The sequence below is a fragment of the Nocardia beijingensis NBRC 16342 genome, from assembly GCF_001612785.1.
GTDB classification, from domain to species: domain Bacteria; phylum Actinomycetota; class Actinomycetes; order Mycobacteriales; family Mycobacteriaceae; genus Nocardia; species Nocardia beijingensis.
Map to the genome: position 1 here is coordinate 18,904 of NZ_BDBC01000044.1, position 25,749 is coordinate 44,652.

Below are 25,749 nucleotides of genomic sequence, written 5' to 3' on the forward strand. Positions count from 1 at the left end.
GGCTACGAAATCGGCTGCCCGGCAGTCAGTCCCAGCTGAGCCCGCCCCGCCGCCATTCGTAGGCGTAGGCCACCGAGACGTTGACGATGAACAACGCCATCGCGGCAAGACCGAAGAGACCGAGCGCATCGAAGTGCACTGCCCACGGGTAGAGGAACACGATCTCGATGTCGAAGATGATGAACAACATGGCGGTGAGGTAGTACTTCACCGGAAAGCGTTGTCCCGTAACATTTCCCGGCCCGCCCGCGACGGCGTGCGGGGTCGGCTCGATGCCGCATTCGTAGGGCTCGAGCTTGGCCCGGTTGCGTCGTTTCGGACCGACCAGGGCGGACAGGACGATGGAGAACAGCGCGAACGCCGCCGCGATCGCGCCGAGTACGAGCGTCGGCACCTCGATGTTCACGACTGCACTTCCCCTCCTTGCGAGCGGCAGCTGACAACAGCGTCCGAGGCGGGCTGACGTCGTTGTCCGCCTCGGCCAGACTCGCCCCTCGGCTCCACCCGGGGACGGTCATTACCGGATCCGTCTCCGTGTGAGATACGGCACAGCCTACAACTGAAAGGGCGGCCCGCAGTGCGTTTGGCGACGGCGTTTGATCGAATTCAGTACAAGCATTTATGACCGAAACGGTGGTAATCCGCGCGGCGTGGCCGCCCTGTTGGGTGAACGGTCAGTTGGAAGGCCGGGATGTCGGGTTCCACGACGTCGAATGTGGTCCCGAGCGGGTTCGCAGTCGGAAAGGGCGACAATTGCGCGGCGAACCCGACGCGGCCGGGCGGTGGGCGCGGAGAGGGCCTTCCGAGAGTGGCGGCATGGCGACGCGCCCGACCTTACTAATTCATGATCGCTATGAATCGTCTCGGCGGTCAGGCCGCGGAGCGGTTGCGCAGCAGGGTCACGACGGCCTCGGTGAGCCGCAGCGGATCGATGGGATGCGCCACCGCGGCCTCGGCCCGCGACCAGCTGGCCAGCCATGCGTCGTCGGGCCTGCCCGTGAGCACCAGCAGCGGCGGGCACGGATCGACTTCGTCCTTCAATTGCTTGGCGATGCCGAGCCCGCCCGCCGGAGTGGCCTCGCCGTCGAGCACGGCCAAGTCGATGCCGCCCGCGTCCAGTTGCGCGATCACCACGGGAGCGGTGGCGACCTCGAGGTACTCGAACTCCGGTAGCTCCGGGCTCGGACGCTTGCCCAAGGCCTGGATCACCTGGCGCCTGGTGTCGGCGTCGTTGCTGTACACGAGAACCCGCAGCGGGGTGGAACGAGGGGAATCGGCCACGAACGGCATGGTACGTCCGCGAGGGCGCCCCGCGTGGCAGGTTCGGCGCAGATGATTCGCGCGCGTCGTGCACCGCGCGTCACCAGTGCGGTCTTCCCCCGAAAGCCGATGACAAGCAGTTGACAAGAATATGCCGGTAAAGTCCGGCCAATGCGGGGAGATATCACGCAGGCCCTCGTCGACACCGACGTGTGGACCGACGAAATGCTTGGCGGCGCCGGGATTCCGGTGATCGACGTACCGTTCGTGACCATCGGCGGCGGGATCGGGTCCTTCGTCACCTACGACACGCTCCGGATCTTCGGCGTGCCCGCGGAGGCGATGGCGGTGCTCGGTCCGCAAGAGCACCCGTGGGCCTCCTACGAGTACCTCACCAGGGTGTCGCAGATTCCCCGGAGCGAGCGCCTGCGCAGCGACTCGGCCTCCACCCCGGACAACATCTGGGGCTTCCCGTCCTACGCGGTGCGGGAGGCGATCGCCGACAAGTCGATCAAAGCGCTGTGGAACGTCTTCGTCGAGCCGATCTTCGCCAACTACTACACCCCGCGGGCGGGCCAGGCGTTCGAGTCCATGGAACGGGAATTCCACCGCATCGGCTATGCCCGCTCCTTGCATCGCGGGCACGTGCGCATGGTCCGCAAGCGCCACGGCGGCGGATACTTCACGATCCTCACCCCGCCCGCCGGTTCGACGCCGACCAAACGCGTCGCCTTCCGCAGTACGTATGTGCATGTGGCCGTGGGGTATCCGGGCTTGAAGCTGCTGCCGGACCTGCAGGAGTATCGCGAGACCCATCGTGACCCGACGCGCGTGGTCAACGCCTACGAGCCGCACGAGCACGTCTACCAGGCGCTACAGCGGCGGCCCGGTACCGTGCTGATCCGCGGCAGCGGGATCGTGGCCAGCCGCGTCCTGCAACGGCTCATCGACGATCGGGACAAATACCGCCTCGACACCCGGATCCTGCACCTGTTCCGCACCTATATCGCCGGACCGCACGGCAAGAACGTCTTCAGCAGGCGCAAGGGCGGCGACGGGTGGGCCTACCAGGGCTTCAACTATCCGAAGTCGGTGTGGGGCGGTCAGCTCAAGCAGAAGGTGCGGCGGCTGCAAGGCGAGGAACGGGCGCGGGCGTACAAGGAGATCTCCGGCACCAACACCCCCATCCGGGACAATTGGCAGGAACAGTTGCGCCGCGGCCGCCGGGAAGGGTGGTACCAGGTGATGGCCGGCACCATGCGTGCTCCGCGTCCCGCCGCGGGACGGCAGGGAGTGGTCGCGACGATCCTTCCCGACCCCACTGCGCCGCTGCCGTTTCCGCCGCCGACGCAACCGTTCGACACGACCGTCGACTACATCATCGACTGCACGGGCCTGGAAGCCGACATCCGCGAGCACCGGCTGCTGGCCGACCTGCTCGATCACGCCGGCGCGGGACGCAATCCGCTCGGCAGGCTCGACGTGAACACCACCTTCGAGCTGATCGGCACCCGCAGCGGCACGGGGCGGATGTACGCCTCGGGCAGCGCGACGCTCGGCGGGCCGTTCGTGGGCGTGGACACCTTCCTCGGCTTGCAGATCGCCGCGCAGGAGATCGCCGACGACCTGGCGGCGGTCGGATTCTGCCGGCGGATGGGGCCGCTGCGCTCGACGCGGCAATGGTGGCTGTGGGTTACGAACGAGAAGATCTGAACAATGCTTCCTACCTTGAACGGGCGAATCCAGACCCGTCTTCTCGCGCTGAGCGTGATCGGCTTCGTCGTCGCGCTGCTGATCACCCCGTTGCTGCCGACCGGCTCGTTGAGCATCGGGCAGGCCTACCGGGTGACGCTGTCGGTGCTGCTGGCCACCGTTCTGGTCGGTGTGCTCTGGGAGCTGCTCTACCATCTGCTACAGCAGTTCCGCTGGGAAAAGGACTGGCCGACCCTGTTCGGCCTGGTCACCATCCTCAATGAAGGATTGCTGATCTGGGTGCTGGTGCGCTACACCACGGTGGTGCTGCCCGAGCATCTGCGCCCGTCGCCCGCCGCGTTCCTGCTCCAGTTCGTCATCACGTGGATCGTCTTCTGGCTGATCGTGAACGGGCCGATGCGGGTGGTGTTCCATCGGTGGCGCTTCCAAGGCGGCCGATTCCTGTGAGCGCGCAGATCGAGGTGTTGCCCGGCGCCCACCTGGTGGCGAGCTCCAGCGGCGCCGTCGTGGTGGTCGCGCACCGGGGCGACGGACCGGTCACGGCGGACACGGTCGCGGCCCGCACGCTGACGGCGCTGCTGGACATCGTGCGCGAAGCGGTCGCGCGTGACCCGCGCCGCAGCGGTCGCGCGGTGGCGCGGCTGGCCACGACCTGGCTGATGGGCTTGTCCAACGGCGAGGAGGACGAGGTCGAGTTCGGCGTGATCACGCCGGTGGACGACGGCCTCGCGGTGTTCCTGCACGGGGGCATCACCGCGGTGCTCGCCGGGCCGGGCCACACGGAGGTGCTGCGCGGCCGGGACGCCGGATTCACCGTCGACCGGATGGTGACGCCCGCACCCGGCAGCGGCGCGGGGTTGTTCGTGGACGAGGCGGGGTGGATCGCGGAATCGCTGCCGGGGCGCGGGATCCTGTCGCTAGGCGGCGGGACCGCACCTGGATCGGGAGCGGTGTTGTGGTCAGGTGCGATCGACGACGAGGCGTACGGCCACGGCGTCACCGCGGGGCCGGGGGAGCCGCACGCCACATCGCCATCGCACGCCGAGCCGGAGCCGACCGGTGGACCGCGGCGGATCGCGGAGCCGCCGCACGCCGGGCCACGACCGGTGTCCGAACCGCATCCCGTCCAGGCCCCGCCGCCGACGCCGGTCCCGAGTGTCACCGCCGGACCGCAATCACACCGCCCCGGTGCGCAGCCGGGTTCCGAGGCATCGGCGGCCCAACCGCGGCGCGCGCCGAGCTTGCGTAAAGGCGAGGACCCCGGTGACGCCGCGACGGAAGTCGATCTCCAGGCGCCGTCGCGGCGCGCCACGCCACGCGATGGCGTGACGCCGGCCGTGCAGCCGGTACCACCGGCGCCGCCCGCGCACCGCACCGATCGGGATCACGCGATCGCCAACGACGCGAACCTCGCCGAGACCGTGGTGCCCTCGGCCGGAGTCGTCGCGGCCGCGCTCGGTTCGACCGGATCGAACACGATGGGGCATCGGGTGATCGTGCAGGGCTTCCAGTGCGCCCGGCATCATCACAACGATCCGCGAGTGTCGTTCTGCGCGGTGTGCGGCATCCGGATGGATCAACTCACCTGCGTGCTCAGCGCAGGGGTGCGCCCGCCGCTCGGTGTGCTGCTGCTGGACGACGGCACGTCGTTCGTCCTGGACAGCGACTGCGTTCTCGGTCGCGAGCCGGAACATTCGGAGGCGGTCGCGCGTGGTGCGCGGCCGGTGCGGCTGGAGGACAGCTCGGGCGGAATGTCACGGGCGCACGCGGAGATCCGGCTGCTCGACTGGGATGCCACGGTCGTGGACGGCGGCTCCACCAACGGCACCCACATCCGTCATCCCGGCCGCCAGGACTGGGTGCGGGCGGTGCCGGGCCAGCCGATCGTCCTCGCACCGGGCGCCCAGATCCAACTGGGCGGACGCGTCCTGACCTTCGACTCCCAGCACGGCCAGCTGTAGCGGCGATCGGCGCGCTCAGGTGCGGCGGAAACGGATGATGCCAGACCACGGGTTGCGCATGGGTTTGCGGGGGTCGGGCTGGGGCAGGTAGGTGAACGGCCGCAGGTACCACGGCGCTCGGCGGAACTTGCGGGCGTGCAGCAGCAGGCTCTCGAGTTCGATCGGCTGCCAGCCCAGGTCTTCGAAGAAGCGGACGCCGTTGGCGGGCTCGAACTTCATCGGCGCGTTGGCGAAGGTGTCGCCGGAGCGCATCTTGCGCATCCCGAGACTCAAGTCCAGCAGCCACCAGGCGATCTCGGGGCGGGACAGCGCGGCAGCGAGGTCGGTGACCGTCGGCGGGTCGAGGTACATCAGCAGGCCCTCGGTGAGCACGAGGGCTTTCGATGCGGGAGCGGTGACCGGGCCGATCGCGCCGAGCGCCTCGTCGAGGAACTTCGCCCGCGCGTCGGGATCGGCGAGGTCGACCGCTCGGCGCAGGAGCACGCAGTGCGGCGTCTCACCGGCGAGGGCGCTGTCCTTCTCCGCGACGAGCTCGGGCAGATCGGCCTCGATCCACAGCAACTCCCCGGGAAGCTCGAGCCGATAGGGGCGGGTGTCGAGACCGGCGGCGAGGTTGAGGACGCGGTCGCAGCCTTCAGCGATCGCGGTGGCGATCAGGTCGTCGATCAGCTTGGTTCGCGTGACGATCGGCCACCCGCCGCGCATCACCCGGGGTGCGTTGTCGGCGATGGCGTGGCCGCGTTCACCGGCGAGGCGGTCGGCGAGCGGATCGCGGAACAGCGCGTCCTGGCGTTCGGTCTCGCGTGCCCGGTAGGCCGCGACCCAGCGCGCGGTGTCCGAGACGTTGGACGGTACATCCCCTCCGGTCATGCGAGCCAGTCTGCCACATCCGTCCAGCGGTTTCCGCGCTGGTCACGGCGCCGGTCGGCGCGGATGGCGGCTTCAATCGGGGTGGAACGCGGCGGATCCGGCCTCGGCGGTGTCGAGCAGGTGGGCGAGGAACAGGCGGGTGGTAGGGGTCGGGGTGCGGGTGGTGACGGCGTGCCATGGCCGATCCAGCGGGGTGCCCTCGACCGGAAGGACACGCAGCACGCCGTTGTCCAGGTCCTGGGAGATGGCGTCGCTGTGGATCAAGGTCACGCCCAGTCCTTCTCGTGCGGCGGCAAGGACGGCGCCGTGGGAGCCGAGCGTGAGCGTGGGCGGTTCGATCCGGAGCTGATCGAACAGGCCGAGGGTGGCCTCGCGAGTGCCGGAGCCGCGCCCGCGCAGTAGCCAGGTGGCGTGCAGCGGTTCGAGTTCCGGCAGGCCGACCACGACCAGGCTGCTCGGCCTCCGGGCGCGCACGACCAGCCCGGTATCGCGCGGCGGACGGCCCGCGATGACGAGATCCGTTTCGTGGTGCTGCAATTCGAGGAACAGCGCGTCGCGCGGATGCACCGAAAGGCTCAGTTCGATGTCGGGGAACCGGCGGCGGAACGACGCGAGCGGCCGCAGCAGGACGTACTCGCCCGCGGTGGCGACCACGCCGATCCGCAGGCGCCCGGTCTCGGCGCGGCGCACGGCGGCCTGAGCCTCCTGCATCAACCCGAGGATGCCGCGGCAGTACTCGGCGTAGACGCGCCCGGCCTCGGTGAGCGCGATGCCGCGTCCCGCTTTCGCGACGAGCTTGGCCCCCAGCTGTTTCTCGACGTGCGCGACGGCCGCGGAGACGGCGGCCTCGGTGATGTGCAGTTGCGCCGCGGCGCGGCGAATGCTGCCGTGGCGGGCGACGGCCAGGAAGGTTTCCATCCGAGCCGCGCTCACCATACCCACCGGAAAACGGTAACAAACTCTACGAATACGTTGAGTATCGCGAGGAACAATCAAATTGTTTGTCGGTATCCGGCCCGTCATCCTGGAAATCTCGAGGCACGCCCGTTCACCCGGGTGCGGGTGTCCCGCAGTGGCACAGCAGGAGGAACGATGGCCGAAGAAACCGAACGCGACCGCTGGGATCCGGGTGTCCAATCCTATGCGTCGATGGGATATTACGCGCCCGACTACCAGCCGTCGGACACCGACGTGCTCGCCGTGTTCCGGGTGACTCCGCAGCGCGGCGTCGATCCGATCGAGGCGGCCGCCGCGGTGGCGGGTGAATCCTCCACGGCGACCTGGACGGTGGTGTGGACCGACCGGCTCACCGCCCACTCGCGCTACCAGGCGAAGTGTTACCGCATCGATGAGGTGCCGGGACGGCAGGGGGAGTACTTCGCCTACATCGCCTACGATCTCGACTTGTTCGAAGAGGGGTCGATCACCAATCTGACCTCCTCGATCATCGGCAACGTGTTCGGGTTCAAGCCGCTGCTGGCGCTGCGGCTGGAGGACATGCGCATCCCGGTGGCGTACGTGAAGACGTTCCAGGGGCCGCCGCACGGCACGGTGATGGAACGCGAATATCTCAACAAATACGGCAGGCCGCTGCTCGGCGCGACCGTGAAACCGAAACTGGGGCTATCGGCCCGCAATTATGGACGCGTCATCTACGAGGCGTGCAAAGGCGGTCTGGATTTCACCAAGGACGACGAGAACATCAACTCGCAGCCGTTCATGCGCTGGCGCGACCGGTACTTGTTCGCGATGGAGGGCGTCAACCGCGCGATGGCCGAGACCGGTGAGATCAAAGGCCATTATCTCAATGTGACCGCGGCGTCGATGGAGCAGATGTACGAGCGCGCGGAGTTCGCCAAGGAACTCGGCAGCGTTGTCATCATGATGGACCTCACCGTCGGCTTCACCGCGATGCAGTCGATGTCGCACTGGGCGCGCCGCAACGGGGTGCTGCTGCACCTGCATCGCGCGGGGCATTCCACCTACACCCGGCAGAAGACGCACGGTGTCAGCTTCCGGGTGCTGGCCAAGTGGTGCAGGTTGATCGGCGTCGACCATCTGCACGCGGGCACCGTGGTCGGGAAACTGGAAGGCGATCCGGCGACGACCAAGGGGTTCTACGACACGTTGCGCGAGAACCACATCCGCACCGAGCCGGCCAACGGGATCTTCTTCGACCAGTACTGGGCCAGCCTGCCCGGCGTGATGCCGGTGGCTTCCGGCGGCATCCACGCCGGGCAGATGCATCAGCTGCTCGACCTGTTCGGCGACGACGTGGTATTGCAGTTCGGCGGCGGCACGATCGGGCATCCGCTCGGCATCGCCGCGGGCGCCGAGGCGAACCGGGTGGCGCTGGAGGCGGTCGTTCAGGCCCGCAACGAAGGCCGCGATCTGCTGAAGGAAGGCCCCGAGGTGTTGCGGAAGGCGGCCGAGTTGTGTCGTCCGCTGGAGGTCGCGCTGGCGACCTGGGGCGATGTCACCTTCGACTACACCTCCACCGACGCGCCGGACGCCGTGCCGACGGCCAGCCGCTGACCATCCAGGAAGGACCAATCGATGTATCTGAGGCACGGAACGTTCTGCTACCTGCCGCCGCTGACCGATGAGCAGATCGCCGCCCAAGTGCGTTACGCGTTGCTCAACGGCTGGCCGGTGTCCATCGAGTACACCGACGATCCGCACCCGCGTAACGCCTATTGGGAGATGTGGGGGCTTCCGCTGTTCGACCTGGACGAGCCCGACGGCGTGCTGGCCGAAATCGACGCCTGCCGGGCGACGTTCCCCCGGCACTACGTGCGGGTGCTCGCCTACGACGCCCGCTACACCAGGCAGACGACGGCGCTGAGTTTCCTGGTGCAACGGCCGCCCGATGAGCCCGGCTTCGTGCTCACCCGCACCGAGGGGCCCGATCGCAGGCAGACCTACGGCCTGCACTCGTATGCCACGACCGTCCGGCCGGGACAGCGGTATGGCGGCTGAGCGCAACGGCTCCGGATTCCGTCTGCACCGGCCGGGGGCCGAGGTCCCCGGCGCGGTGCGGACGGCGCCCGCCGAATCGGAGGAGCCGCAGATCCTGGCCGAGGACGCGGTGCTGGACCTGTCGAGTGACATCGCCGGTCACGACGTCGAAGAGACGTTGCGCAGGCTGGACGCCGAGCTGATCGGGCTGGCACCGGTGAAGCGGCGGGTACGCGAGATCGCGGCGCTGCTGCTGATCGACCGGGCCCGGCAGCGTTTCGGGCTGACCTCGTCGCGGCCGACCATGCACATGAGCTTCACCGGCGGGCCGGGCACGGGCAAGACCACCGTGGCGTTGCGGATGGCGCAGATGCTGCACGCCCTCGGCTACATCCGCAAACCCAAGGTGCACACCGTCACTCGCGACGATCTCGTGGGTCAGTTCATCGGGCACACCGCGCCGAAGACGAAGGAGGCGCTGGCCAAGGCGGCGGGCGGGGTGCTGTTCATCGACGAGGCCTACTACCTGTTCCGGCCGGAGAACGAACGCGACTACGGGCAGGAGGTGATCGAGATCCTGTTGCAGGAGATGGAGAACGAACGCGCCAGCCTGGTGGTGATCTTCGCCGGATACCCCGACCGGATGGACCGGTTCTTCTCCGCCAATCCCGGCCTGTCCTCGCGGGTGGCTCATCACCTCGAGTTCGCCGACTACACGCACGCGGAACTGCTCGGCATCGCCGAACTCATGGTGGCGGCGGAGAACTTCCGCTTCGACGACGCGGCGCGCACCGCCTTCGGGGAATACCTCCAGCGCCGGATGGACCGCCCGCGCTTCTCCAACGCGCGCAGCGTGCGCAACGCGCTCGACCGCTGCCGGTTGCGGCAGGCCAAGCGTCTCGTCGAACTGCGCAGACCGCTGACCAGAACCGATTTGATCACGCTGACCGACGAGGACGTCTACGGCAGCAGCGTGTTCACCGACCCTGAGCCCGCGGGCGGGCCGACCGTGTGACCGCGGTGACGAGATCGAGGCGTTATGCCAGAAGGACTGAAGACCCTCACCCGTTACACCATCGAGCAGGAGCATCGGCATCCCGGCTCGTCCGGTGAGTTCTCCGCCCTGGTGAACGTGATCGCCACCGCGACGAAGATCGTCGCCAACCAGGTCACGAGGGGCGCGATCGCCGGCTCGATCGGCGCGTCCGAACCGGACAATCTGCCACCGACGGTGCATCGCAAACTGGACGCGATCTCCAACGACATCATGGTCGCCGAGACGCAATGGACCGGCCATCTTTCGGCGTTGCTCTCCGAACAGATCAGCGAGATCCACCCGGTGCCGTCCACGCATCGGCGCGGGAAATATCTGCTGGCCTTCGATCCGCTGGACGGTTCGTCGAACATCGACGTCAACCTTCCGGTGGGCACCATCTTCAGTGTGTTGCGCGCGCCCGCGCAGGGCACGGCCCCGTCCGCGGCCGACTTCCTGCAACCCGGCGTCGAGCAGGTGTGCGCGGGCTTCACCCTGTACGGCCCGGCGACCATGCTGGTGCTGACGACCGGCAGCGGGGTGGACGGGTTCACCCTGGACCGGGAGATCGGCGCGTTCGTGCTGACCCACCCGCGGATGCGCATCCCCGATGACACTTCCGGTTTCGCGATCAACGCGGCCAACGAGCGGTTCTGGGAACGGCCGGTGCGCCGTTACGTGCACGAGTGCCTCGACGGCGTCGACGGCCCGCGCGAACGCGATTTCAATATGCGCTGGGTGGCCTCGCTGGTGGCCGACACGTTCCACATCCTCACCCGAGGCGGGGTGTATCTGTATCCGCGCGACACCCGCCCGCCCACGCGTCCGGGCCGGGTGGCGTTGCTCTACGGGGCGAACCCGATCGCGTTCATCGTCGAACAGGCCGGTGGCGCGGCGACCACCGGCAGCGAGCGGGTGCTGGAAGTGGCGCCCCGCGACGTCCATCAGCGGGTGCCGCTGATCTTCGGCTCCCGCAACGAAGTCGAGCGCATCGAGCGGTATCACCGCGAACCCGACGAGGGCCCCAGCTTCGACAGCTCGCTGTTCGGCAGGCGGTCGCTGTTTCGCCCGGCCCAGCGCTGAACAGGAGAACCATGTCGGTCAAGCACCCGGTCGTCGCCATCACCGGCTCCTCTGGCGCGGGGACCTCCAGCGTGACGCGGACGTTCCAGGAGATCTTCCGTCGCGAAGGGATCAACGCGGCCGTCGTCGAGGGCGACGCGTTCCACCGGTACGACCGCGACGAGATGAAGGCGGCCATGGCCGAGGCCGAGCAGAACCGCAATGTGCGGTTCTCGCATTTCGGCGAGGAGGCCAACCTGCTGAAGGAACTGGAGACACTGTTTCGCGAGTACGGCGAGACCGGCGTCGGAACCGTGCGCCGCTACCTGCACGACGAGGCCGAGGCCAAGCCCTACGGCCAGCCGCCGGGCACCTTCACGCCGTGGGAGGAGCTGGCGCCGGGCAGTGATCTGCTGTTCTACGAGGGCCTGCACGGCGCGGCGGTCACCTCGACCGTGGATGTGGCGCGGTACACCGATCTGCTGGTCGGCGTCGTGCCGATCATCAATCTGGAGTGGATTCAGAAGGTGATCCGGGACAAGACCGAGCGCGGGTACTCCAGCGAGGCCGTGATCGATACGATCCTGCGGCGGATGCCGGATTACGTCACCTACATTTGCCCGCAGTTCTCCCGCACCTATGTCAACTTCCAGCGGGTGCCCACCGTGGACACGTCCAATCCGTTCATCGCGCGCACCATTCCGACGGCGGACGAGAGTTTCGTGGTGATCCGGTTCGCCGACCCGAAGGTGATCGACTTCCCGTATCTGCTGTCGATGCTGCACGACTCGTTCATGTCCCGGTCGAACTGCATCGTGGTGCCGGGCGGCAAGATGGAGCTGGCCATGCAGTTGATCTTCACGCCGCTGATCCTGCGGTTGATGGACAAGCGGCCGAAACGGTCGTACTGAGCGGCGGGCGGCGCTAGTCCGGAAGCAGCGGCACCGAGAGCCCCTCGCCGCGGTGCAGCAGCGCGGCGCGGGTGACGGCGGCGGAGCCGAAGCGTTTGCGCAGGTCGTCGAGGGTCGCGTCGAGGCTGCCTGCGACACGGGCTTCGAACGGCAGGGCGAGCTGGACCGAGTCGGCATCGTCGAGGTTGGTCAGCGCGAGGCCGATCAGGGTGAGGCCGCGTTCCTGGATCAACGGCATGGCCCCGGTGAGCAGGGTGCGGGCCGCGAGCAGGATCGTCTCGGTGTGGTCGGTGGCTTCGGCCATGGTGTGCGAGCGGGTGGCGCGGGTGAAGTCGTCGAAACGCAGGCGCAGCACCACGGTTCGGCATACCCGGTCGGCGGTGCGCAGGCGTCTGCCGAGCCGATCGGTCAGTCCGTGCAGATAGGCCTCGATCTCCTCCGGCGGCCGGTGTTTGCGGCCGAGCGCGCGCTGGGCGCCGATCGAGCGCCGCCGCCTGCCGGTCTCGACCCGGCGTGGGTCACGTGCCCAGGACAGAGCGTAGAGGTGGCGGGCCGCGGCGGGACCGAGGATCGCCCGCAGCGGGCCCTCGCCCAGTTCGGAAAGTTGGCCTACTCGGGTGATGCCGTGCTCGTGCAACGTGCGCGCGGTGACATCGCCGACGCCCCAGAGTCGTTCGACCGGCAGCGGATGCAGGAAGGTCAATTCGCCATCCGGCGGCACCAGCCGCAACCCGTCTGGCTTGGCGACGGCGCTGGCGACCTTGGCGAGGAACTTGGTGCGGGCGATGCCCACCGAGATGGGCAAGCCGACCCGGTCGCGGACTCGCGCACGCAGCCGCGCCGCGATGGCGACCGGCTCGCCCGCGATCCGGCGCAGGCCGCCGACGTCGAGAAACGCCTCATCGATCGAGATGCCCTCGACCACGGGGGTGGTGTCGCGGAAGATCTCGAAGACGGCTTTGCTCGCCTCGGCGTAGGCGGACATGCGCGGCGGCACCACGATCGCGTGCGGGCACAACCGGCGCGCCTGCCCGCCGTTCATCGGGGTGCGCACGCCGAACGCCTTCGCTTCGTAGCTGGCCGCCAGGACGACGCCGCCGCCGACGATCACCGGCTTGCCGCGCAGCCGCGGGTCGTCACGTTGCTCGACCGAGGCGTAGAACGAGTCGAGGTCGGCATGCAGGATCGATGCGTCCGGCTGCGCGAGGATCCGGGGTCTGCCGGATCGGGACACGAACGCATCGGACACGAACATATGTTCGCATAAACCTCCGACAGGCCGGTGTGGGGCGAGCGGATCTACTGGTTGCCTCCGTAGTAACCCGCCCGGACCGGTAACCTGTTCCCACGACGGGGCACAGCTCGGATGAGGGAGTCGGTACGGTGCGTGGATTCGGGGATCTGGAGGCGGTGATCATGGACCGCATCTGGGATCAGGACGCAGAGGACACAACGGTGCGTGAGATCTTCGACGAACTGTCGGCCCAGCGCGACATCGCGTATACGACGGTGATGTCGACCATGGACAACCTGCATCGCAAGGGGTGGCTCGCGCGCGAACGCGCAGGCAAGGCCTATCGATATTGGCCGACACTGACCAGGGAGGAGCACAGCGCCCGGCTCATGCTCGAAGCGCTCGGTGCCGGCGGACGCTCGGATCTGGTGCTCAGCCACTTCGTCGATCGGATCAGCGCCGAGGAGTCGGCCGGGCTGCGTGCCGCGCTCCGCAGACTCGCGGCGCGCAAGTCACCAGAAGTCCCGTGAGCCTGGCCCTGGCACTGACGTTGTACGGCGGCGGCGTGGCGACCTTCGGTCCGCCCGTGCTGCGCAGACTGACCCACCGCGGGATCGCGCCGCGACTGGGTGTGATCGCCTGGGTGGTCGCGATCATCGGCGCCCTGAGCGGGTGGGGTGTGGCGGCGGCGGTGCTTACCGTCGAGTTCGCCACCTACTGGGGACATCCGAAGGATGCGCTGCGCGCCTGCGCTTCGTTCCTGTGGGCCCCGGCGGACGCCCACGGCGCCGCGGCGGGCCATGCGGCGACGTTCGCGGTGGCGGCACTGGTGGCCACCGGCACCGTCGCGCTGATCGCGCGCGCCGTTGGCGTCGTGCTGGACATGCGCAGGCGAACCAGCGTCCACGCGCGAGCGGTCCGCTTGGTCGGCAGGCCGGTGCCTGGTATCGGGGCGGTCGTGCTCGACTCACCGGAGCGGCAGGTGTACTGCGTGCCGGGGCGGCCGGACACCATCGTGGTCACCACCGCCGCGCTGGATGTGCTGGACGACGACCAGCTCGCCGCGGTGCTCGCGCACGAACGCGCGCACCTGTCCGGCAGGCACGCGGCGTTGACCGCGGTGCTGCGCGCGGTGGCCAGCACACTGCCCGGTCTGCGGTTGTTCACCGGCGGCGCGGCCGAGATCGCTCGTCTGCTGGAGATGTGCGCCGACGACAAGGCCGCCGACGAGCACGGTTCGCTGCCGCTGCTGGGCGGCCTGCTGGCGATCGTCGGCATCGCCGAGCCCGCGCCGCCGGGTGCGCTGGCCGCGGCGGGCACGGCGGTACTGGCCCGCGCCGAGCGGCTGGCCGACCCGGTCGGCGCGGTCCGGCGTGCCACCACCCGCACCGCTCTGCTCGGCGTGATCGCCATGACGGTCACCGGGTCTGCGCTGGCCGCCGCGACGGTGGCCTGCGCGGGCACGTTGCTGAACTGACTTCGAGAAGGAGCACGAGTGCGGGCCACCTGGGATCAGGTCTTCGCCTGGCGGCTGGACCGGCAGTACGTCCGGTCGCGGACCGACGAGGGCGCGGTAGCGGTGGCCGGGCGGCTGTGCGGCGTGCAGGCCCAGGTCACCTCCGCGGCGGAGCTGGCGGTCGCATTGCGCGGCACGAAGCCCGAATCCGGCGCGCTGGTCCGCGCGCTCGACGACGGCGCGCTGATGAAGACCTGGGCGATGCGCGGCACGCTGCACGCGCTGCTCCCGGAGATGGCCGCCGCCGTTCTCGCGCTGATCGGTTCCGCGCGCACCTGGGAGAAACCCGCGTGGCAGAAGACGTTCGGCGCGTCGCCCGCGGAGGTCGCGGCGCTGACCGAGGCGGTCGCCGAGGTACTCGACGCCGCGGTGCTCACCAGGGAGGAGCTGGTCGAAGCCCTGGTGTCCGCGCCGGAGTTCCACCGCTTGGGCGAGGAATTGCGATCCGGTTGGGGTGCGCTGCTCAAACCGCTGGCCTGGCAGGGCGCGCTGTGTCACGGCCCGGCGCGGGGGACCAAGGTGACGTTCACCAGCCCCGCGCACCTGGTGCGCGACTGGCCCGGCCTGCCGGAGCCCGATGCCGCGGCGCCCGCGGCGATCCTCGGCTATCTCGGCGCCTACGGCCCGGCGACGCCGGAGACCTTCGACGCCTGGCTCACCCGCGGCAGCCTGCGCAAGACCACGGTGCGCCGCTGGTTCGCCGACCTGGGCGACCTGATCACCGAAATCGACGTGGAGGGCCGCCGGGCCTTCCTGCCGACCGACCAACTCGACGCCATGGCCGCCACCGCGCCGAGTGCGACGGTGCACCTGCTCGGCGCTTTCGACCAATACGTGCTGGGTCCCGGCACCGGCGACACCGACCTGCTGCCCGCCGCCCACCGTGCGAAGGTGAGCCGCGCCGCGGGCTGGATCTCTCCGATCGTCGTGGTGGGCGGACGCATCGCGGGTGTCTGGGAACTCACCGAGGACGCCGTCCGGATCACCATGTTCGACGGCGCGCCGTTACCCACGCAGGGGCTGGAGGCGGTCGTCGCCCACGTGGCGCTGGCGGCCGGACGCGAGAGTCTCACGGTGCGTGCCGCGTAGCGTCGCAGTGCGGCGGCCACCCGACGTTCCAGGGCGTGGAGGACGCGCTGCGCACCAAAGCGGGCTGCTGGCGCTTCGACCCCGGAACGTGCGGGTCGCGGCGCAAGGGCGTCACGACCCGCACTACCGGGCCTGACCGCGTCGTGCTGGGCCTGACCGCGTCGTGCCGGAGTTCGCCGCGTCGTGCCGGACGGACCGGCACGACGCGGACCGAGATGATCCGGGATCAGGCGACGGCCGGATCGGGGACCGATTCTTCCTGCACGACAGTGGGTTTCGGCATCCGCGCGACCATGCCGACCAGTCCGGCGATGACCGCCACCGCGGCTGTCGCATACCATCCGCGCCGGAAGGAGTCGAGCGTCGCCTCGGGGCCTGTGGGTGAGCCGAGCACCGCGACCAGGCCCGCGACGCCGACCGCGAGACCGATCTGACGGGCCATGCTCAGCACGGCAGACCCGGTGGCGAACCGCTGCGGCGGCAGCCCGCTGGTTCCCGCGGCGAAGGCGGTCGGCAGGGTGAGGCCGACACCGATGCCGCTGACCACCATGCCGCCGAGCAGGCCGCCGACATAGTCCGGTGTCAGGGTGATCGCCCGCGCCCACCACAGCATGCCCGCGCCGAACACGATCCCGCCCGCGGCGATGACCGGGCCTGCGCCGATCCGTCCGATGAGCCGCCCCGCCAAGGCGGCGACCACCGGCACCATCAGCGGGCCCGGCGCGATGGCCAGTCCGGTGCGCAACGCCGACCAGTCCCACACGTTCTGCGCCCACAGCACCACCGACAGCAGCATCGCGCCGAAGGCCACGTTGAACAAGACCGCGTTACCCGTCATCCAGGCGAAGTTCGGCGCGCGCAGCAGCGCCGGATCCACCACCGGGCTGTGGTGCCGGGCCGAGGAGACGACGAACGCCACCGTCAGAATCGCCGCCAGCGCGAACGCGATCAGCACCCGCGCCGACGACCAGCCCCAGTCCTCGCCCTCGACCAGCCCGAGCACCAGGCTCGCGATCGCGCCGACCAGCAGCGCCGCGCCCAGCAGGTCGGGCAGCCGGCCGCGGTCGCCTTCGGGGTCGGGCAGCGTTCGCAGTCCGATGACCACGGCGGCCAGTCCGATCGGCACGTTCACCAGGAAGACCCAGCGCCAGCCGAATTCGACGAGAATACCGCCGAGCACGGGGCCGAGCGCCGCGCCGAGCCCGCCGAAGGCGACCCACAGCCGCACCGCGGCGGCGCGGCGGTGCGGTGGGCTGGCCGCGAGCACCAAGCCGAGCGAGGCGGGCGTCAGCAGCGCGGCGCCGACGGCTTGGAGGACACGGAATCCCACCAGCGACCCGACGTCCCACGCGGTCGCGCACAGTGCCGATCCGGCGACGAAGATCGCCAAGCCCAGCAGGAAGGTGGTCCGGATGCTGCGGCGGTCGCCGAGCCGTCCCGCCGGCACCAGCAGGGCGGCGAACACGATCGCGTAGGCGTTGAGCACCCAGGACAGACCGGAGATCCGCGCTCCGCCGAGATCGGCGGCCATGTCCGGCAGGGCGACGTTGACGATGAACAGATCCAGGCTCGACAGCAGAACGCCGATCGAGACGACGGCGAGCACGACTCGGAAGTCGGTTCGCCCGGGCGGTGTGGCAGGGAAATTCACGATCGTCTCCGTTCAGCCGAGCACACGGCGGGTCTGGCGAGCCGAGGCGAGCAGCAGGCCGCTCCGGTCCCAGATCGAGGTGTCGTCCACCGACCAGCCGCCGCCGGTCGAGGCGTTCACCGTGCGTACCAGCACCGGCGAGCCGCCGGTCGGCAAGCCGTGCAGATACATCGACAACGCCACGGTGGGAATCGCGACGGGCGCCCGCAGCAGGGGGAAGACGGCGGGCGGCAACGCGTCGGCGAGGATGGCGAGGGCCGCGGCATCGGTGGACAACTCGGGGACGAGTTCGATCCACGCGCACATCATCGGTTCGTCCGCGCCGGTCAGCGGCAGCGGGCCCGCGGCGGGACGGATGTCGAAATGAGCGCTCGCGGGCACGATCTCGGGCGGGAGGGCGAAGCGCGCACACGAATCGGGATCGGGCACTCGCGGTGCGGGCGTTCCCGCGTAGTCCGCGACATCCGACGCCATCGTGCGACCGAGCGTGACGGACGCCCCGGCGACGGGCCTGCCGTCCTGGTCAGCGCTCACCTCGACCACCACGGTGCTGCGTCCGACGGCGCGCTCGGTGGCGTGGAAGGTCAGCACGTCGTCGGTGGGACGGCCGAGGAACCGGAGGTCGACGGCCCGCACCGGCAGCGGTTCGGCCGCCGCCGCGCGCGCCACCTCGATGAGCAGCGCCGCGATCGCGCCGCCGTGCGGGCCGGTCCAGCCGCGCCAGGACCGGTCGACGCGCGCTTGCCACCCGGCGCCGGACTCGGTGAGCGCGAACTCCTCGGCGAGACTCCGCTTAGTGAGTTGTTTCATACAACGCACCCTAGGTTAGTGAGTTTTATGATGCAACCGACTATGCTGACGACCATGCGCAGGACGAGCTTCGAGGAGATGAACTGTTCGCTGGCCCAGTGCCTCGAGGTGGTCGGCGAGTGGTGGACGCTGCTGATCGTGCGCGACGCGCTGTTCGGCGTGACGCGTTTCGACGACTTCCACGCCCGTCTCGGCATCGCCCGCAACGTGCTCACCCAGCGTCTCGAGCATCTGATCGAGCACGGAGTGCTGAGCAGAGAGCCCTATCAGGACAATCCGGTGCGCTACGACTACCGGCTCACCCCCAAGGGACGTTCGCTGTGGCTGGTCGTCACCGCGATGCGACAGTGGGGCGACGCATGGGCCGCCCCGGACGGACCGCCGGTGCAAACCCTGCACACCACGTGCGGGCACCTCGCGACCGTCGAGCCGGTGTGCTCCGCCTGCGGTGAGCGCATCGCGGGGCGCGATCTGCGTCCCGTGCTGGGCCCCGGCGCCAAGGATCCTTCGCTGCTGCCATCGAGCTGAGGCCGGTGTGACCGGTTCCGCGTTCGCCGCCGCGCGGCGATAGGCTGCGCCGGTGGCGGACGGGCGAGTGCGGCAACTGATCGACACGGTGGCATGGGTGCGTATCGAGGAGGGGCGCATCCTGTGCGCCAGACCCCGCGGCAAGGACGTCTTCTACATCCCGGGCGGCAAGCGCGAGGGCGGCGAGACCGATCTGCAGACGCTGCTGCGGGAGATCGAGGAGGAACTCACCGTCGCACTGCTGCCGGAGACCGCCGCGCACGTCGGCACCTACGAGGCGGTGGTGCACGGCCCGGCGGACGGGGCGCTGGTGCGGATGAGTTGCTACACCGCGGATTACCGGGGAACGCTGGCCGCCAGCAGTGAGATCGAAGAGGTCGCGTGGTTCTCCTACGCCGATCGCCCCCTCGTGCCCCCGGTCGATCAGTTGCTGTTCGACGATCTGGTGGACGCGGGCCTGCTGCGGTGAATCGCGGGCCGAACAGCGCTACCGTCGGCGGTATGTCCTGGTTTCGAGTGCTGCTGCGGTACGCGGCCTACGCACTTCGCGCGGCGCCGCTGGCGGCGCGGCGGATTCCGACCCGGTTGCGCGCGCCGCGGCGAATGCTCGGCGAATCCGTTCTGCCGCGCAAGTTCTCGGCTCCGCGGTCGGTGTCGCACTCGGTGCTCAGCGGCGGGGTGGGCCTGCTGACGTGGTTCCTGGCGTTCCTCGCGGTCCTCGCCGCGTTCCGCGGCGTCTGCTTTCCGCTCGTCGCCGCCAGTAACCTTGAAAACTCCTGGGGCGGACCGACGTTGGCGGGCGCGTGGGCGGTCCACGCGGCGCTCGGTGTCGGATTGCTCCCGGTGTGGCTGTCGATCCTGGCCGGGCTCGGCGCGTTCCAGTTACGGCTCATCCGTGGCCTGCTCGGCCGGACCGGGCCGCGGTGGCCCGCCCCGGTCGCCGTCGCTCTGATCGCGGGTGGCGCGGTGCTGTTCGTCGCCTGGATCCGGCAGGTGTGAGGAGCCGATCGCGGCCGCGGCGTCCACGATGAGGAACGATGGGGACGTGAATGCTCCTGCTCCCGGACCTGTTTTCGACGTGATCGCCGTGTTGAACGGCGCGGTGGACCTGCGGTCCTATCCGCGCCGGAACCTGGTCCTGAGCTCGCTGCAGGGCGGTGGGTTCGCGTTCGGCTCGGCCGGTTACCAGCGCGCGATCTTCGAGCCGGTAGTCCACCTGGTCAACGGCATCGAACTGCTCGAAACCCAGGGCTGGGAGCTGGTCAGCGTGCTCGATCGGAATATCTCGAACGTCAACTACACGTTGGCGTTCATGCGCCGAGCCTGACGAGGCGGCGAAGCCGCGGTGGCGAGGCCCCTTTGCGCGTGGGTGACGGCCACCGATCGACCATCGATGTTCGACACCCGCGTGACGAAGAGGCCGCCGCCCTCGGCGGCCCTATGCGCCAGTTCTCGGCGACACCAGTCCTAGGATCATTCGAGACCGGCGGCGGGCCTGGCAACCGTACCCTCGTCCCGAGGCGTGAACGTGACGAAGTAGGGGAGCGCCCACCGCGTGTGCGCGCGGCGCGCTCAGGTGGTGGCGTGTGCGCGCTGAGCCCGCTGGATGAGGTGCTCGACGAGGGTGAGCAGGACGTCCTTGCAGGAACTGCGCTCGCGGGCGTCGCACAGCATGACCGGGGTCACCGAGTCGAGATCGAGGGCGTCGCGCACTTCGTCGATGGTGTACCGCGGTGCGCCGTCGAAGCAGTTGACGCCTACCATGAACGGCAGGCCGCGCCGCTCGAAGAAGTCCACGGCGGCGAAGGAGTTACCCAGCCTGCGGGTGTCGGCCAGCACGACGGCGCCCAGCGCGCCGCGCGCCAGTTCGTCCCACAGGAACCAGAACCGATCCTGGCCGGGCGTGCCGAACAGGTAGAGCACCAGGTCGCGGTCGATGGTGAGTCTGCCGAAGTCCAGCGCGACGGTGGTCGTCGACTTCTGCTCGACGCCGGACAGATCGTCGATGCCGGTGCTCACTTCGGTGATCAGCTCCTCGGTGCGCAGTGGCGCGACTTCGCTGATCGCGGAGACCATCGTGGTCTTGCCGACGCCGAACCCGCCGGCGACGAGGATCTTGACCGAGGCGGCCAGTTGCGGTGTGCCGCTCGGGTCAAAGTTTTCGGATTCCATCCAGTACCGCTCGCAATATGTTGAGGTCATCGGGTCCGGCCTCCGTCGGGACGGGAGCGCGGAAGATCAGTTGCCCGTCGCCGATCAGATCACCGACGAGGATCTTCGTCACCGCCAGCGGCAAACGCAACTGTGCGGAGAGTTCCGCGACGGTCTGCGAGACCCGGCACAGGCGAAGGATTTCGGCGTACTCGGGTTCGCTGCGTCGCAGCGGGGCCGCGGACGGGTCCACGACCACGGTGGTGAGCATATCCAGTTCCGGCCCGGCGCCGGTGGTGCGCCCGCGCGTCAGCGCGTAGGGGCGCACCAGCGGGCCGGCCGCTTCGTCGAACCAGGGCTCACGCGGATTGGTCATGGCGGTCGCTACTCGACATGCCCGACGAGGTCTTGGCGCGGGGTCGTGGACAGGTAGTTGCCCACGCGCTGGACGGTCAGGTTCATCTCGTAGGCCACCATGCCGAGATTGGCCGATTCGGCGGCTTGCAGTGCCAGGCAGGCGTTGTCGCCCGCGGAGGTCACGAACAGCACCGCGCGGTCGAGTTCGATGACCGCCTGACGGACGCCGCCGCCGTCGAACCGGTTGCCCGCGCTGCGCGCCAGCCCGTAGAGCGCCGAGGACATCGCGCCGAAGTGCTCGGCGTCCTCGCGGTTCATTCCGCCGGAGCGGCCCAATAGCAACCCGTCGGTGGACAGCACCACCGCGTGGCGCACGCCTGCCAGCCGGTCGACGAGATCATCGAGCAGCCAATTGAGATCACCTGCGGGAGAAGCGGACACACCTAACCTTCCTGTTCGTCGGAGATGACAGCGCGACGGCCCTGTCTGGTTCCGTTCTCGATGGCGGACATCAGATCACGGGCTTGCTCGGCGGAGCGGTGCGACTGCACGGGTGCGGTCTGCTCCTGGACCGGCTGCGCCAATTGCGGTGCGAGGTTGGTCTGACGATTCCTGCGCGGCAACGCGGGTCGGCCGTCCGGTGTGACCTGCGCCGGCGCCTCGGTATACGGGCGGGGTCCGTAGCGCGGGAGTTCGGCGGGTTCGGCGGGCAGGGTCGCCACCGACGACGCCGCGGTCCGGGTGGGGTTCCCCGAGTCCGCCGCGACCGCGGTACCGGCGATCAGCTTGCGCCTGCTGCCGGGATCGGTGAGTTCCGCCGGAGTCTGCGGCAGGGAATCGGCCGCGATGAGCGCGGACGGAACGATCACGATCGCCTTGATGCCGCCGTAGTCGGAATCCGACAGCCGTACCGCGATGCCGTGGCGCGTGGCCAGCTGCGCGACCACGAACAGCCCGAGCCGGGAGTCCGCGGACAGGGCCGCCACGCCGAAATCCGGCGGATCGCGCAGCATGTCGTTCATCTTGGCCAGCTCGGATTCGGACATGCCCATGCCTTGGTCGCCGATCTCGACCACGACGCCCTTGCCGACCACGTTGCCGGTCACCTCGACTCGGGACTGCGGCGGGGAGAAGGAGGTCGCGTTGTCCACCAGCTCCGCGAGCAGGTGGATGAGGTCGGCGACCACCGTGCCGAGCACGTGGACCTCGGGCAGCCGCGAGACCCGGACCCGCGCGTAGTCGAGGGTCTCGCCGACGGCGCTGCGCACCAGATCGACCAGCGGCACGGGATTGCGCCACTGCCTGCCCGGCTTGCCGCCGCCGAGGATGGTGAGGTTCTCGGCGTTGCGCCGCTCGCGGGTGGCGAGATGATCGAGGCGGAACAGGGTGTCGAGCAGGCTCGGGTCCTCCTGCCGCTGCTCGGCTTCGTCAAGGATCTCCAGCTGCCGGTGCACCACGATCTGGCTTCGGTGCGCGATGTTCAAGAACACCGCCTTCACGCCCTCCCGGGTGCGGGCCTCGGCCACCGCCGCGGCGACGGCGGCGGAATGCGCGTGCTGGAAAGCCTTGGCGACCTGGCCGATCTCGTCGCTGCCGTAGTTCAGATTCGGGGACTCGGACGCCGGATCGACCTCCTCGCCCGCGCGCAACCTGCGCAGCATCTCCGGCAAGCGCTCATCGGCCAAGGCGAGCGTTTCTCCACGCAACCGCTTCAATCTGCGGATCAGGCGGTTGGCCAGGAGGACCGCCACGACAAGCACCAGAAGTCCCACCAGCAGCATGCCGCCACCGGTGACCGCGGAGCTGGTCGCCGCCGCGGCGGCCTTGTCCTCGGCGGACCGCTGCACATTCCGGCTGTCCGCCGCCCAGGTGTCGAGCAACGTGCGGCTGACCTCGGTGGCGGCACGGTGCCAGTCCTCCGTGTTCAGTGGCAGCGGCGGCGAGCTCGTTTGCCGTGCGCCGCCGTTCTGGCCCGCGGCGGTGGCGCGGTGGGTGATGGCGTTCTCCATCGCGGTCAGCTGTTGCCAGGCAGAGCTGTTGGTGAGCGCTTGCAGGCGATCTTTGGTCGGACCGCTGAGTTCGGCGATGAGGTTGGCCAACTCGGAATGGTAGAAGCCGGTCTGGTGGATGTATTCCTCGATCGGAATGGGTGGAGGCGTGGCGCCGTTGAGGTACACCGCGCCGAGGGCATTGCTGCGGGCCATGGCCTCGCTCACGTAGTACAACCGGACACCCGCCACGGCTCGCACCGCGGTGCCGCTGTCCGGCGCGCCCTGCACGGCGTCCATGGCGCCCTTGGGGATCGGCTCGAGCAGCCGGTTGTAGAACATGTACGCGTCCGGGATCGGCAACGCGCCCGCGTCGGCGGCGGAACGCACCATGATCATGTTCTGCATCAGCACATCGAAGTCGGCGTCCTTGCCGGTGATCTTCGTGTCGTCGACGTTGCGTAGGTTCTGTGAGGCCGTGAGCAGGCGGCGCACCGCCGCGTCCACCCGCAGGCGCACGCTCGCGAGCGTGGCGGCGAGGGTGTCGTCACCGGACAGCTGGGCGATCGTGAGGTGGCGTTCCTGCTGCACCGCGTCCATGACTTCGCTGGTCACCGCGATGGCGTTCTGACTTTCCGCCGCCCAGTCCTTGGCCTTGGTCCCTTCGGCGACGAGATAGCCCGCTGCGCCCACCCCGACCAAAAGCAGAGTCAGACTCGGAATGAGCGCGATCGCCAGAATCCGGGTGCGGACCCCGAGCCTCGCTCTGAACATCGGCACAACGTAAACCACGAACCCGGCGATCCGGGCGTCCTGTCCCGGTGAGCGGGACTGGATTTGACGTGACATGCTTCGCTGTGATTTCGCGCACGATCCGCCGAAACTTATTGCCGGAAAGCATAACTGGGAGTCGGTGGTGTTCGGTGCGGTGGGCCTGCGCGATCGCTTGTGACCCGATCCCGGCGAAATCATCCCGTGGCCGGTTCATGGCGGCTCGGACGCGGCGTAGATTGTCCGTATCCCTCGGTTACTCACAAGTAGGAGGCAACGATGCCCGCGCCGGAAGCCGATGTCTTCGAGCGCCTCAGCGCGCTGGCCGCGATCGAGGCGCCCGCGGAACGTCAGAGCAGGACGATCGCCGAAACCTTCACCGGAAAGCCGCTGGGCAGCGTCCCGGTCGGCACCGCCGCCGATGTCGCCGCCGCCTTCGACAAAGCCAGGGCCGCGCAGGAGCGCTGGGCCGCGCGGCCGGTGGCCGAGCGCGCCGCCGTGCTCGATCGTTACCGCGCGCTGGTGGTGCGGCACCGTGAATTCCTGATGGACGTGGTGCAGGCCGAGACCGGCAAAGCGCGCTGGGCGGCGCAAGAGGAAATCATGGGCCTGATGTTCGCGGCCCGCTATTTCGCCGGAATCGCACCCGGCGTGCTCGGCGGCCACCGGGTGCGGGGCGCCTTTCCCGTGCTCAACCGCGCCTCCGTGCGGTACCAGCACAAAGGCGTTGTCGGCGTCATCGCGCCGTGGAACTACCCGCTGTTGCTGTCGATCGGCGACTCCATACCGGCGCTCGTCGCGGGCAACGCCGTGGTGGTCAAACCCGACAGCCAGACTCCGTTCTCCACGCTGGCCGGTGCGGAGTTGCTCTACCAGGCCGGTCTGCCGCGGGAGTTGCTCGCGGTCGTCCCCGGACCGGGCGGCGTCGTCGGCACCGCGATCGTCGACGCCTGCGACTACCTCATGTTCACCGGTTCGTCGGCGACCGGCCGCACCCTGGCCGAACAGTGCGGCCGCAGGCTGATCGGCTTCTCCGCCGAACTCGGCGGGAAGAACCCGATGATCGTGACCGCGGGCGCCGACCTGGACAAGGCCGCGCGGGCGGCCGTGCGCGCCTGCTTCTCCAATGCCGGGCAGCTGTGCATCTCGATCGAGCGGCTGTATGTCGAGCAGCGGGTGGCGGCGGCGTTCACCGAGAAATTCGTCGCCGCCGTGAACGCCGCGAAACTCGGCGCCGCCTACGACTATTCCACCGACATCGGCAGCCTGATCTCCGAGGCGCAACTGGAGACGGTGTCCAAGCACGTCGCGGACGCCACCTCGAAGGGGGCGAAGGTGCTCACCGGCGGCAAGGCCCGCCCGGATCTGGGGCCGCTGTTCTTCGAGCCGACCGTGCTCGGCGAGGTGACCGACGAGATGGAATGCGGTCGCAACGAAACCTTCGGCCCACTGGTGTCGATCTATCCGGTCGCCGATGTCGAGGAGGCCATCCGCCTGGCCAACGACACCGACTACGGTCTGAACGCTTCGGTCTGGGCGGCGAGCAAGTCCGAAGGCGAGCGGATCGCGGCGCGGCTGCACGCGGGCACGGTCTGTGTGGACGAGGGCTACGCGCCGGCCTGGGGCACCACGGGCGCGCCGATGGGCGGCATGGGCATCTCCGGTGTCGGGCGCCGTCACGGGCCGGACGGCCTGCTCAAATTCACCGAGCCGCAGTCGATCGTGGTCACGCGTTTCCTGAACCTCGACGCGCCGAAGTTCTTCCCGAAGGGCAAGTGGCAGCCGTTCCTGATGACCGTGGCCCGCAGTCTGCGTTTCTTGCCCGGACGCTGAGACACGACGTCCGTCCGGGTGGTCGTGCCCACCCGGACGGACGACCCGCCGGT

At 69.2% G+C, this 25,749-nt stretch carries 27 protein-coding genes; 16 read left to right on the forward strand and 11 right to left on the reverse strand.

The features are described 5' to 3' along the window. Positions 1-25: 25 nt before the first annotated feature. Both NB3_RS23300 and NB3_RS23305 read right to left on the reverse strand, forming a co-directional pair. Positions 26-406: an NADH-quinone oxidoreductase subunit A gene (locus NB3_RS23300; RefSeq protein WP_067807371.1), complete on the reverse strand. Its 381-nt coding sequence runs from the start codon at positions 404-406 to the stop codon at positions 26-28. 464 nt (positions 407-870) lie between these two features. After that, entirely contained in the window at positions 871-1,290 is a 420-nt protein-coding gene (locus NB3_RS23305; RefSeq protein WP_067807374.1) for an Rv3143 family two-component system response regulator, read from the reverse strand. A gap of 141 nt (positions 1,291-1,431) precedes the next feature. Here NB3_RS23305 and NB3_RS23310 point away from each other — a divergent pair, with 141 nt between their 5' ends. From NB3_RS23310 to NB3_RS35240, 3 genes are read left to right on the forward strand one after another with little or no spacing between them, the layout of a single operon-like run. Continuing rightward, positions 1,432-2,973, forward strand: a complete 1,542-nt coding sequence (locus NB3_RS23310) for a hypothetical protein (protein ID WP_067807377.1) — start codon at positions 1,432-1,434, stop codon at positions 2,971-2,973. Between the two features lie 3 nt (positions 2,974-2,976). Continuing rightward, on the forward strand, positions 2,977-3,420 hold the full coding sequence (locus tag NB3_RS23315; protein ID WP_067807381.1) for a hypothetical protein: 444 nt from the start codon (positions 2,977-2,979) through the stop codon (positions 3,418-3,420). Next, positions 3,417-4,934 carry an FHA domain-containing protein gene (locus tag NB3_RS35240; protein ID WP_067807384.1) on the forward strand — a complete coding sequence of 506 codons (1,518 nt, stop codon included), beginning with the start codon at positions 3,417-3,419 and terminating at the stop codon, positions 4,932-4,934. Before NB3_RS23315 ends, NB3_RS35240 begins: the two co-directional genes overlap by 4 nt. Before the next feature lie 15 nt (positions 4,935-4,949). Here the strand turns inward: NB3_RS35240 and NB3_RS23325 are convergent, their stop codons facing one another. Both NB3_RS23325 and NB3_RS23330 read right to left on the reverse strand, forming a co-directional pair. Further along, positions 4,950-5,804, reverse strand: coding sequence for a class I SAM-dependent methyltransferase (locus NB3_RS23325; RefSeq protein WP_067807386.1), 855 nt, complete (start codon positions 5,802-5,804; stop codon positions 4,950-4,952). Positions 5,805-5,876: 72 nt separating this feature from the next. Then, complete coding sequence (locus NB3_RS23330; protein WP_244892042.1) at positions 5,877-6,740, reverse strand: LysR family transcriptional regulator; 864 nt, start codon at positions 6,738-6,740, stop codon at positions 5,877-5,879. 156 nt (positions 6,741-6,896) lie between these two features. Here NB3_RS23330 and NB3_RS23335 point away from each other — a divergent pair, with 156 nt between their 5' ends. Genes NB3_RS23335 through NB3_RS23355 form a run of 5 tightly spaced genes read left to right on the forward strand, consistent with a single transcriptional unit; the run spans position 6,897 to position 11,768 of the window. Further along, on the forward strand, positions 6,897-8,339 hold the full coding sequence (locus NB3_RS23335) for a form I ribulose bisphosphate carboxylase large subunit (RefSeq protein WP_067807389.1): 1,443 nt from the start codon (positions 6,897-6,899) through the stop codon (positions 8,337-8,339). A gap of 21 nt (positions 8,340-8,360) precedes the next feature. Further along, on the forward strand, positions 8,361-8,783 hold the full coding sequence (locus tag NB3_RS23340; RefSeq protein ID WP_067807393.1) for a ribulose bisphosphate carboxylase small subunit: 423 nt from the start codon (positions 8,361-8,363) through the stop codon (positions 8,781-8,783). Continuing rightward, a complete protein-coding gene (locus tag NB3_RS23345) occupies positions 8,773-9,777 on the forward strand; it encodes an AAA family ATPase (protein ID WP_084823598.1) in 1,005 nt (334 codons plus the stop codon). Before NB3_RS23340 ends, NB3_RS23345 begins: the two co-directional genes overlap by 11 nt. A gap of 24 nt (positions 9,778-9,801) precedes the next feature. Further along, complete coding sequence (locus tag NB3_RS23350) at positions 9,802-10,878, forward strand: class 1 fructose-bisphosphatase (protein WP_067807395.1); 1,077 nt, start codon at positions 9,802-9,804, stop codon at positions 10,876-10,878. Positions 10,879-10,889: 11 nt separating this feature from the next. Next, positions 10,890-11,768, forward strand: a complete 879-nt coding sequence (locus tag NB3_RS23355) for a phosphoribulokinase (RefSeq protein WP_067807397.1) — start codon at positions 10,890-10,892, stop codon at positions 11,766-11,768. A gap of 13 nt (positions 11,769-11,781) precedes the next feature. Here the strand turns inward: NB3_RS23355 and dinB are convergent, their stop codons facing one another. After that, positions 11,782-13,023 (reverse strand): DNA polymerase IV, encoded by a 1,242-nt coding sequence (gene dinB, locus NB3_RS23360; RefSeq protein ID WP_067807400.1) that lies wholly within the window; start codon positions 13,021-13,023, stop codon positions 11,782-11,784. Between the two features lie 128 nt (positions 13,024-13,151). Here dinB and NB3_RS23365 point away from each other — a divergent pair, with 128 nt between their 5' ends. From NB3_RS23365 to NB3_RS23375, 3 genes are read left to right on the forward strand one after another with little or no spacing between them, the layout of a single operon-like run. Next, positions 13,152-13,532: a BlaI/MecI/CopY family transcriptional regulator gene (locus tag NB3_RS23365; RefSeq protein WP_084823599.1), complete on the forward strand. Its 381-nt coding sequence runs from the start codon at positions 13,152-13,154 to the stop codon at positions 13,530-13,532. Next, on the forward strand, positions 13,529-14,479 hold the full coding sequence (locus NB3_RS23370) for a M56 family metallopeptidase (RefSeq protein ID WP_067807403.1): 951 nt from the start codon (positions 13,529-13,531) through the stop codon (positions 14,477-14,479). Before NB3_RS23365 ends, NB3_RS23370 begins: the two co-directional genes overlap by 4 nt. A gap of 18 nt (positions 14,480-14,497) precedes the next feature. Then, positions 14,498-15,607, forward strand: a complete 1,110-nt coding sequence (locus tag NB3_RS23375) for a DNA glycosylase AlkZ-like family protein (protein ID WP_067807407.1) — start codon at positions 14,498-14,500, stop codon at positions 15,605-15,607. 226 nt (positions 15,608-15,833) lie between these two features. Here the strand turns inward: NB3_RS23375 and NB3_RS23380 are convergent, their stop codons facing one another. Further along, positions 15,834-17,258: an MFS transporter gene (locus NB3_RS23380; protein ID WP_218020634.1), complete on the reverse strand. Its 1,425-nt coding sequence runs from the start codon at positions 17,256-17,258 to the stop codon at positions 15,834-15,836. Between the two features lie 12 nt (positions 17,259-17,270). Next, positions 17,271-18,068, reverse strand: a complete 798-nt coding sequence (locus tag NB3_RS23385; protein ID WP_067807411.1) for a thioesterase family protein — start codon at positions 18,066-18,068, stop codon at positions 17,271-17,273. Positions 18,069-18,122: 54 nt separating this feature from the next. On the opposite strand from NB3_RS23385, the gene NB3_RS23390 reads away from it, so the two are divergent. From NB3_RS23390 to NB3_RS23405, 4 genes are read left to right on the forward strand one after another with little or no spacing between them, the layout of a single operon-like run. Continuing rightward, the gene (locus NB3_RS23390; RefSeq protein WP_067807501.1) at positions 18,123-18,596 is read left to right on the forward strand and encodes a winged helix-turn-helix transcriptional regulator; all 474 of its coding nucleotides are present in this window, start codon (positions 18,123-18,125) and stop codon (positions 18,594-18,596) included. A gap of 52 nt (positions 18,597-18,648) precedes the next feature. After that, positions 18,649-19,065, forward strand: coding sequence for an NUDIX hydrolase (locus NB3_RS23395; protein WP_084823600.1), 417 nt, complete (start codon positions 18,649-18,651; stop codon positions 19,063-19,065). A gap of 32 nt (positions 19,066-19,097) precedes the next feature. After that, entirely contained in the window at positions 19,098-19,595 is a 498-nt protein-coding gene (locus NB3_RS23400) for a hypothetical protein (protein ID WP_067807507.1), read from the forward strand. Positions 19,596-19,641: 46 nt separating this feature from the next. Continuing rightward, the gene (locus NB3_RS23405) at positions 19,642-19,923 is read left to right on the forward strand and encodes a hypothetical protein (protein ID WP_157111970.1); all 282 of its coding nucleotides are present in this window, start codon (positions 19,642-19,644) and stop codon (positions 19,921-19,923) included. A 245-nt stretch (positions 19,924-20,168) separates the two neighbouring features. On the opposite strand, the gene NB3_RS23410 is transcribed toward NB3_RS23405, so the two are convergent. From NB3_RS23410 to NB3_RS23425, 4 genes are read right to left on the reverse strand one after another with little or no spacing between them, the layout of a single operon-like run. After that, entirely contained in the window at positions 20,169-20,768 is a 600-nt protein-coding gene (locus NB3_RS23410; RefSeq protein WP_067807418.1) for a GTP-binding protein, read from the reverse strand. After that, entirely contained in the window at positions 20,749-21,123 is a 375-nt protein-coding gene (locus tag NB3_RS23415; RefSeq protein WP_067807421.1) for a DUF742 domain-containing protein, read from the reverse strand. Before NB3_RS23415 ends, NB3_RS23410 begins: the two co-directional genes overlap by 20 nt. Before the next feature lie 8 nt (positions 21,124-21,131). Next, a complete protein-coding gene (locus NB3_RS23420; RefSeq protein ID WP_067807423.1) occupies positions 21,132-21,545 on the reverse strand; it encodes a roadblock/LC7 domain-containing protein in 414 nt (137 codons plus the stop codon). Between the two features lie 2 nt (positions 21,546-21,547). Further along, positions 21,548-23,866 carry a nitrate- and nitrite sensing domain-containing protein gene (locus NB3_RS23425; RefSeq protein WP_067807426.1) on the reverse strand — a complete coding sequence of 773 codons (2,319 nt, stop codon included), beginning with the start codon at positions 23,864-23,866 and terminating at the stop codon, positions 21,548-21,550. 276 nt (positions 23,867-24,142) lie between these two features. Between NB3_RS23425 and NB3_RS23430 the strand changes: the two genes are divergently transcribed. Further along, entirely contained in the window at positions 24,143-25,696 is a 1,554-nt protein-coding gene (locus NB3_RS23430; RefSeq protein ID WP_067807429.1) for a succinic semialdehyde dehydrogenase, read from the forward strand. Positions 25,697-25,749 lie beyond the last annotated feature (53 nt).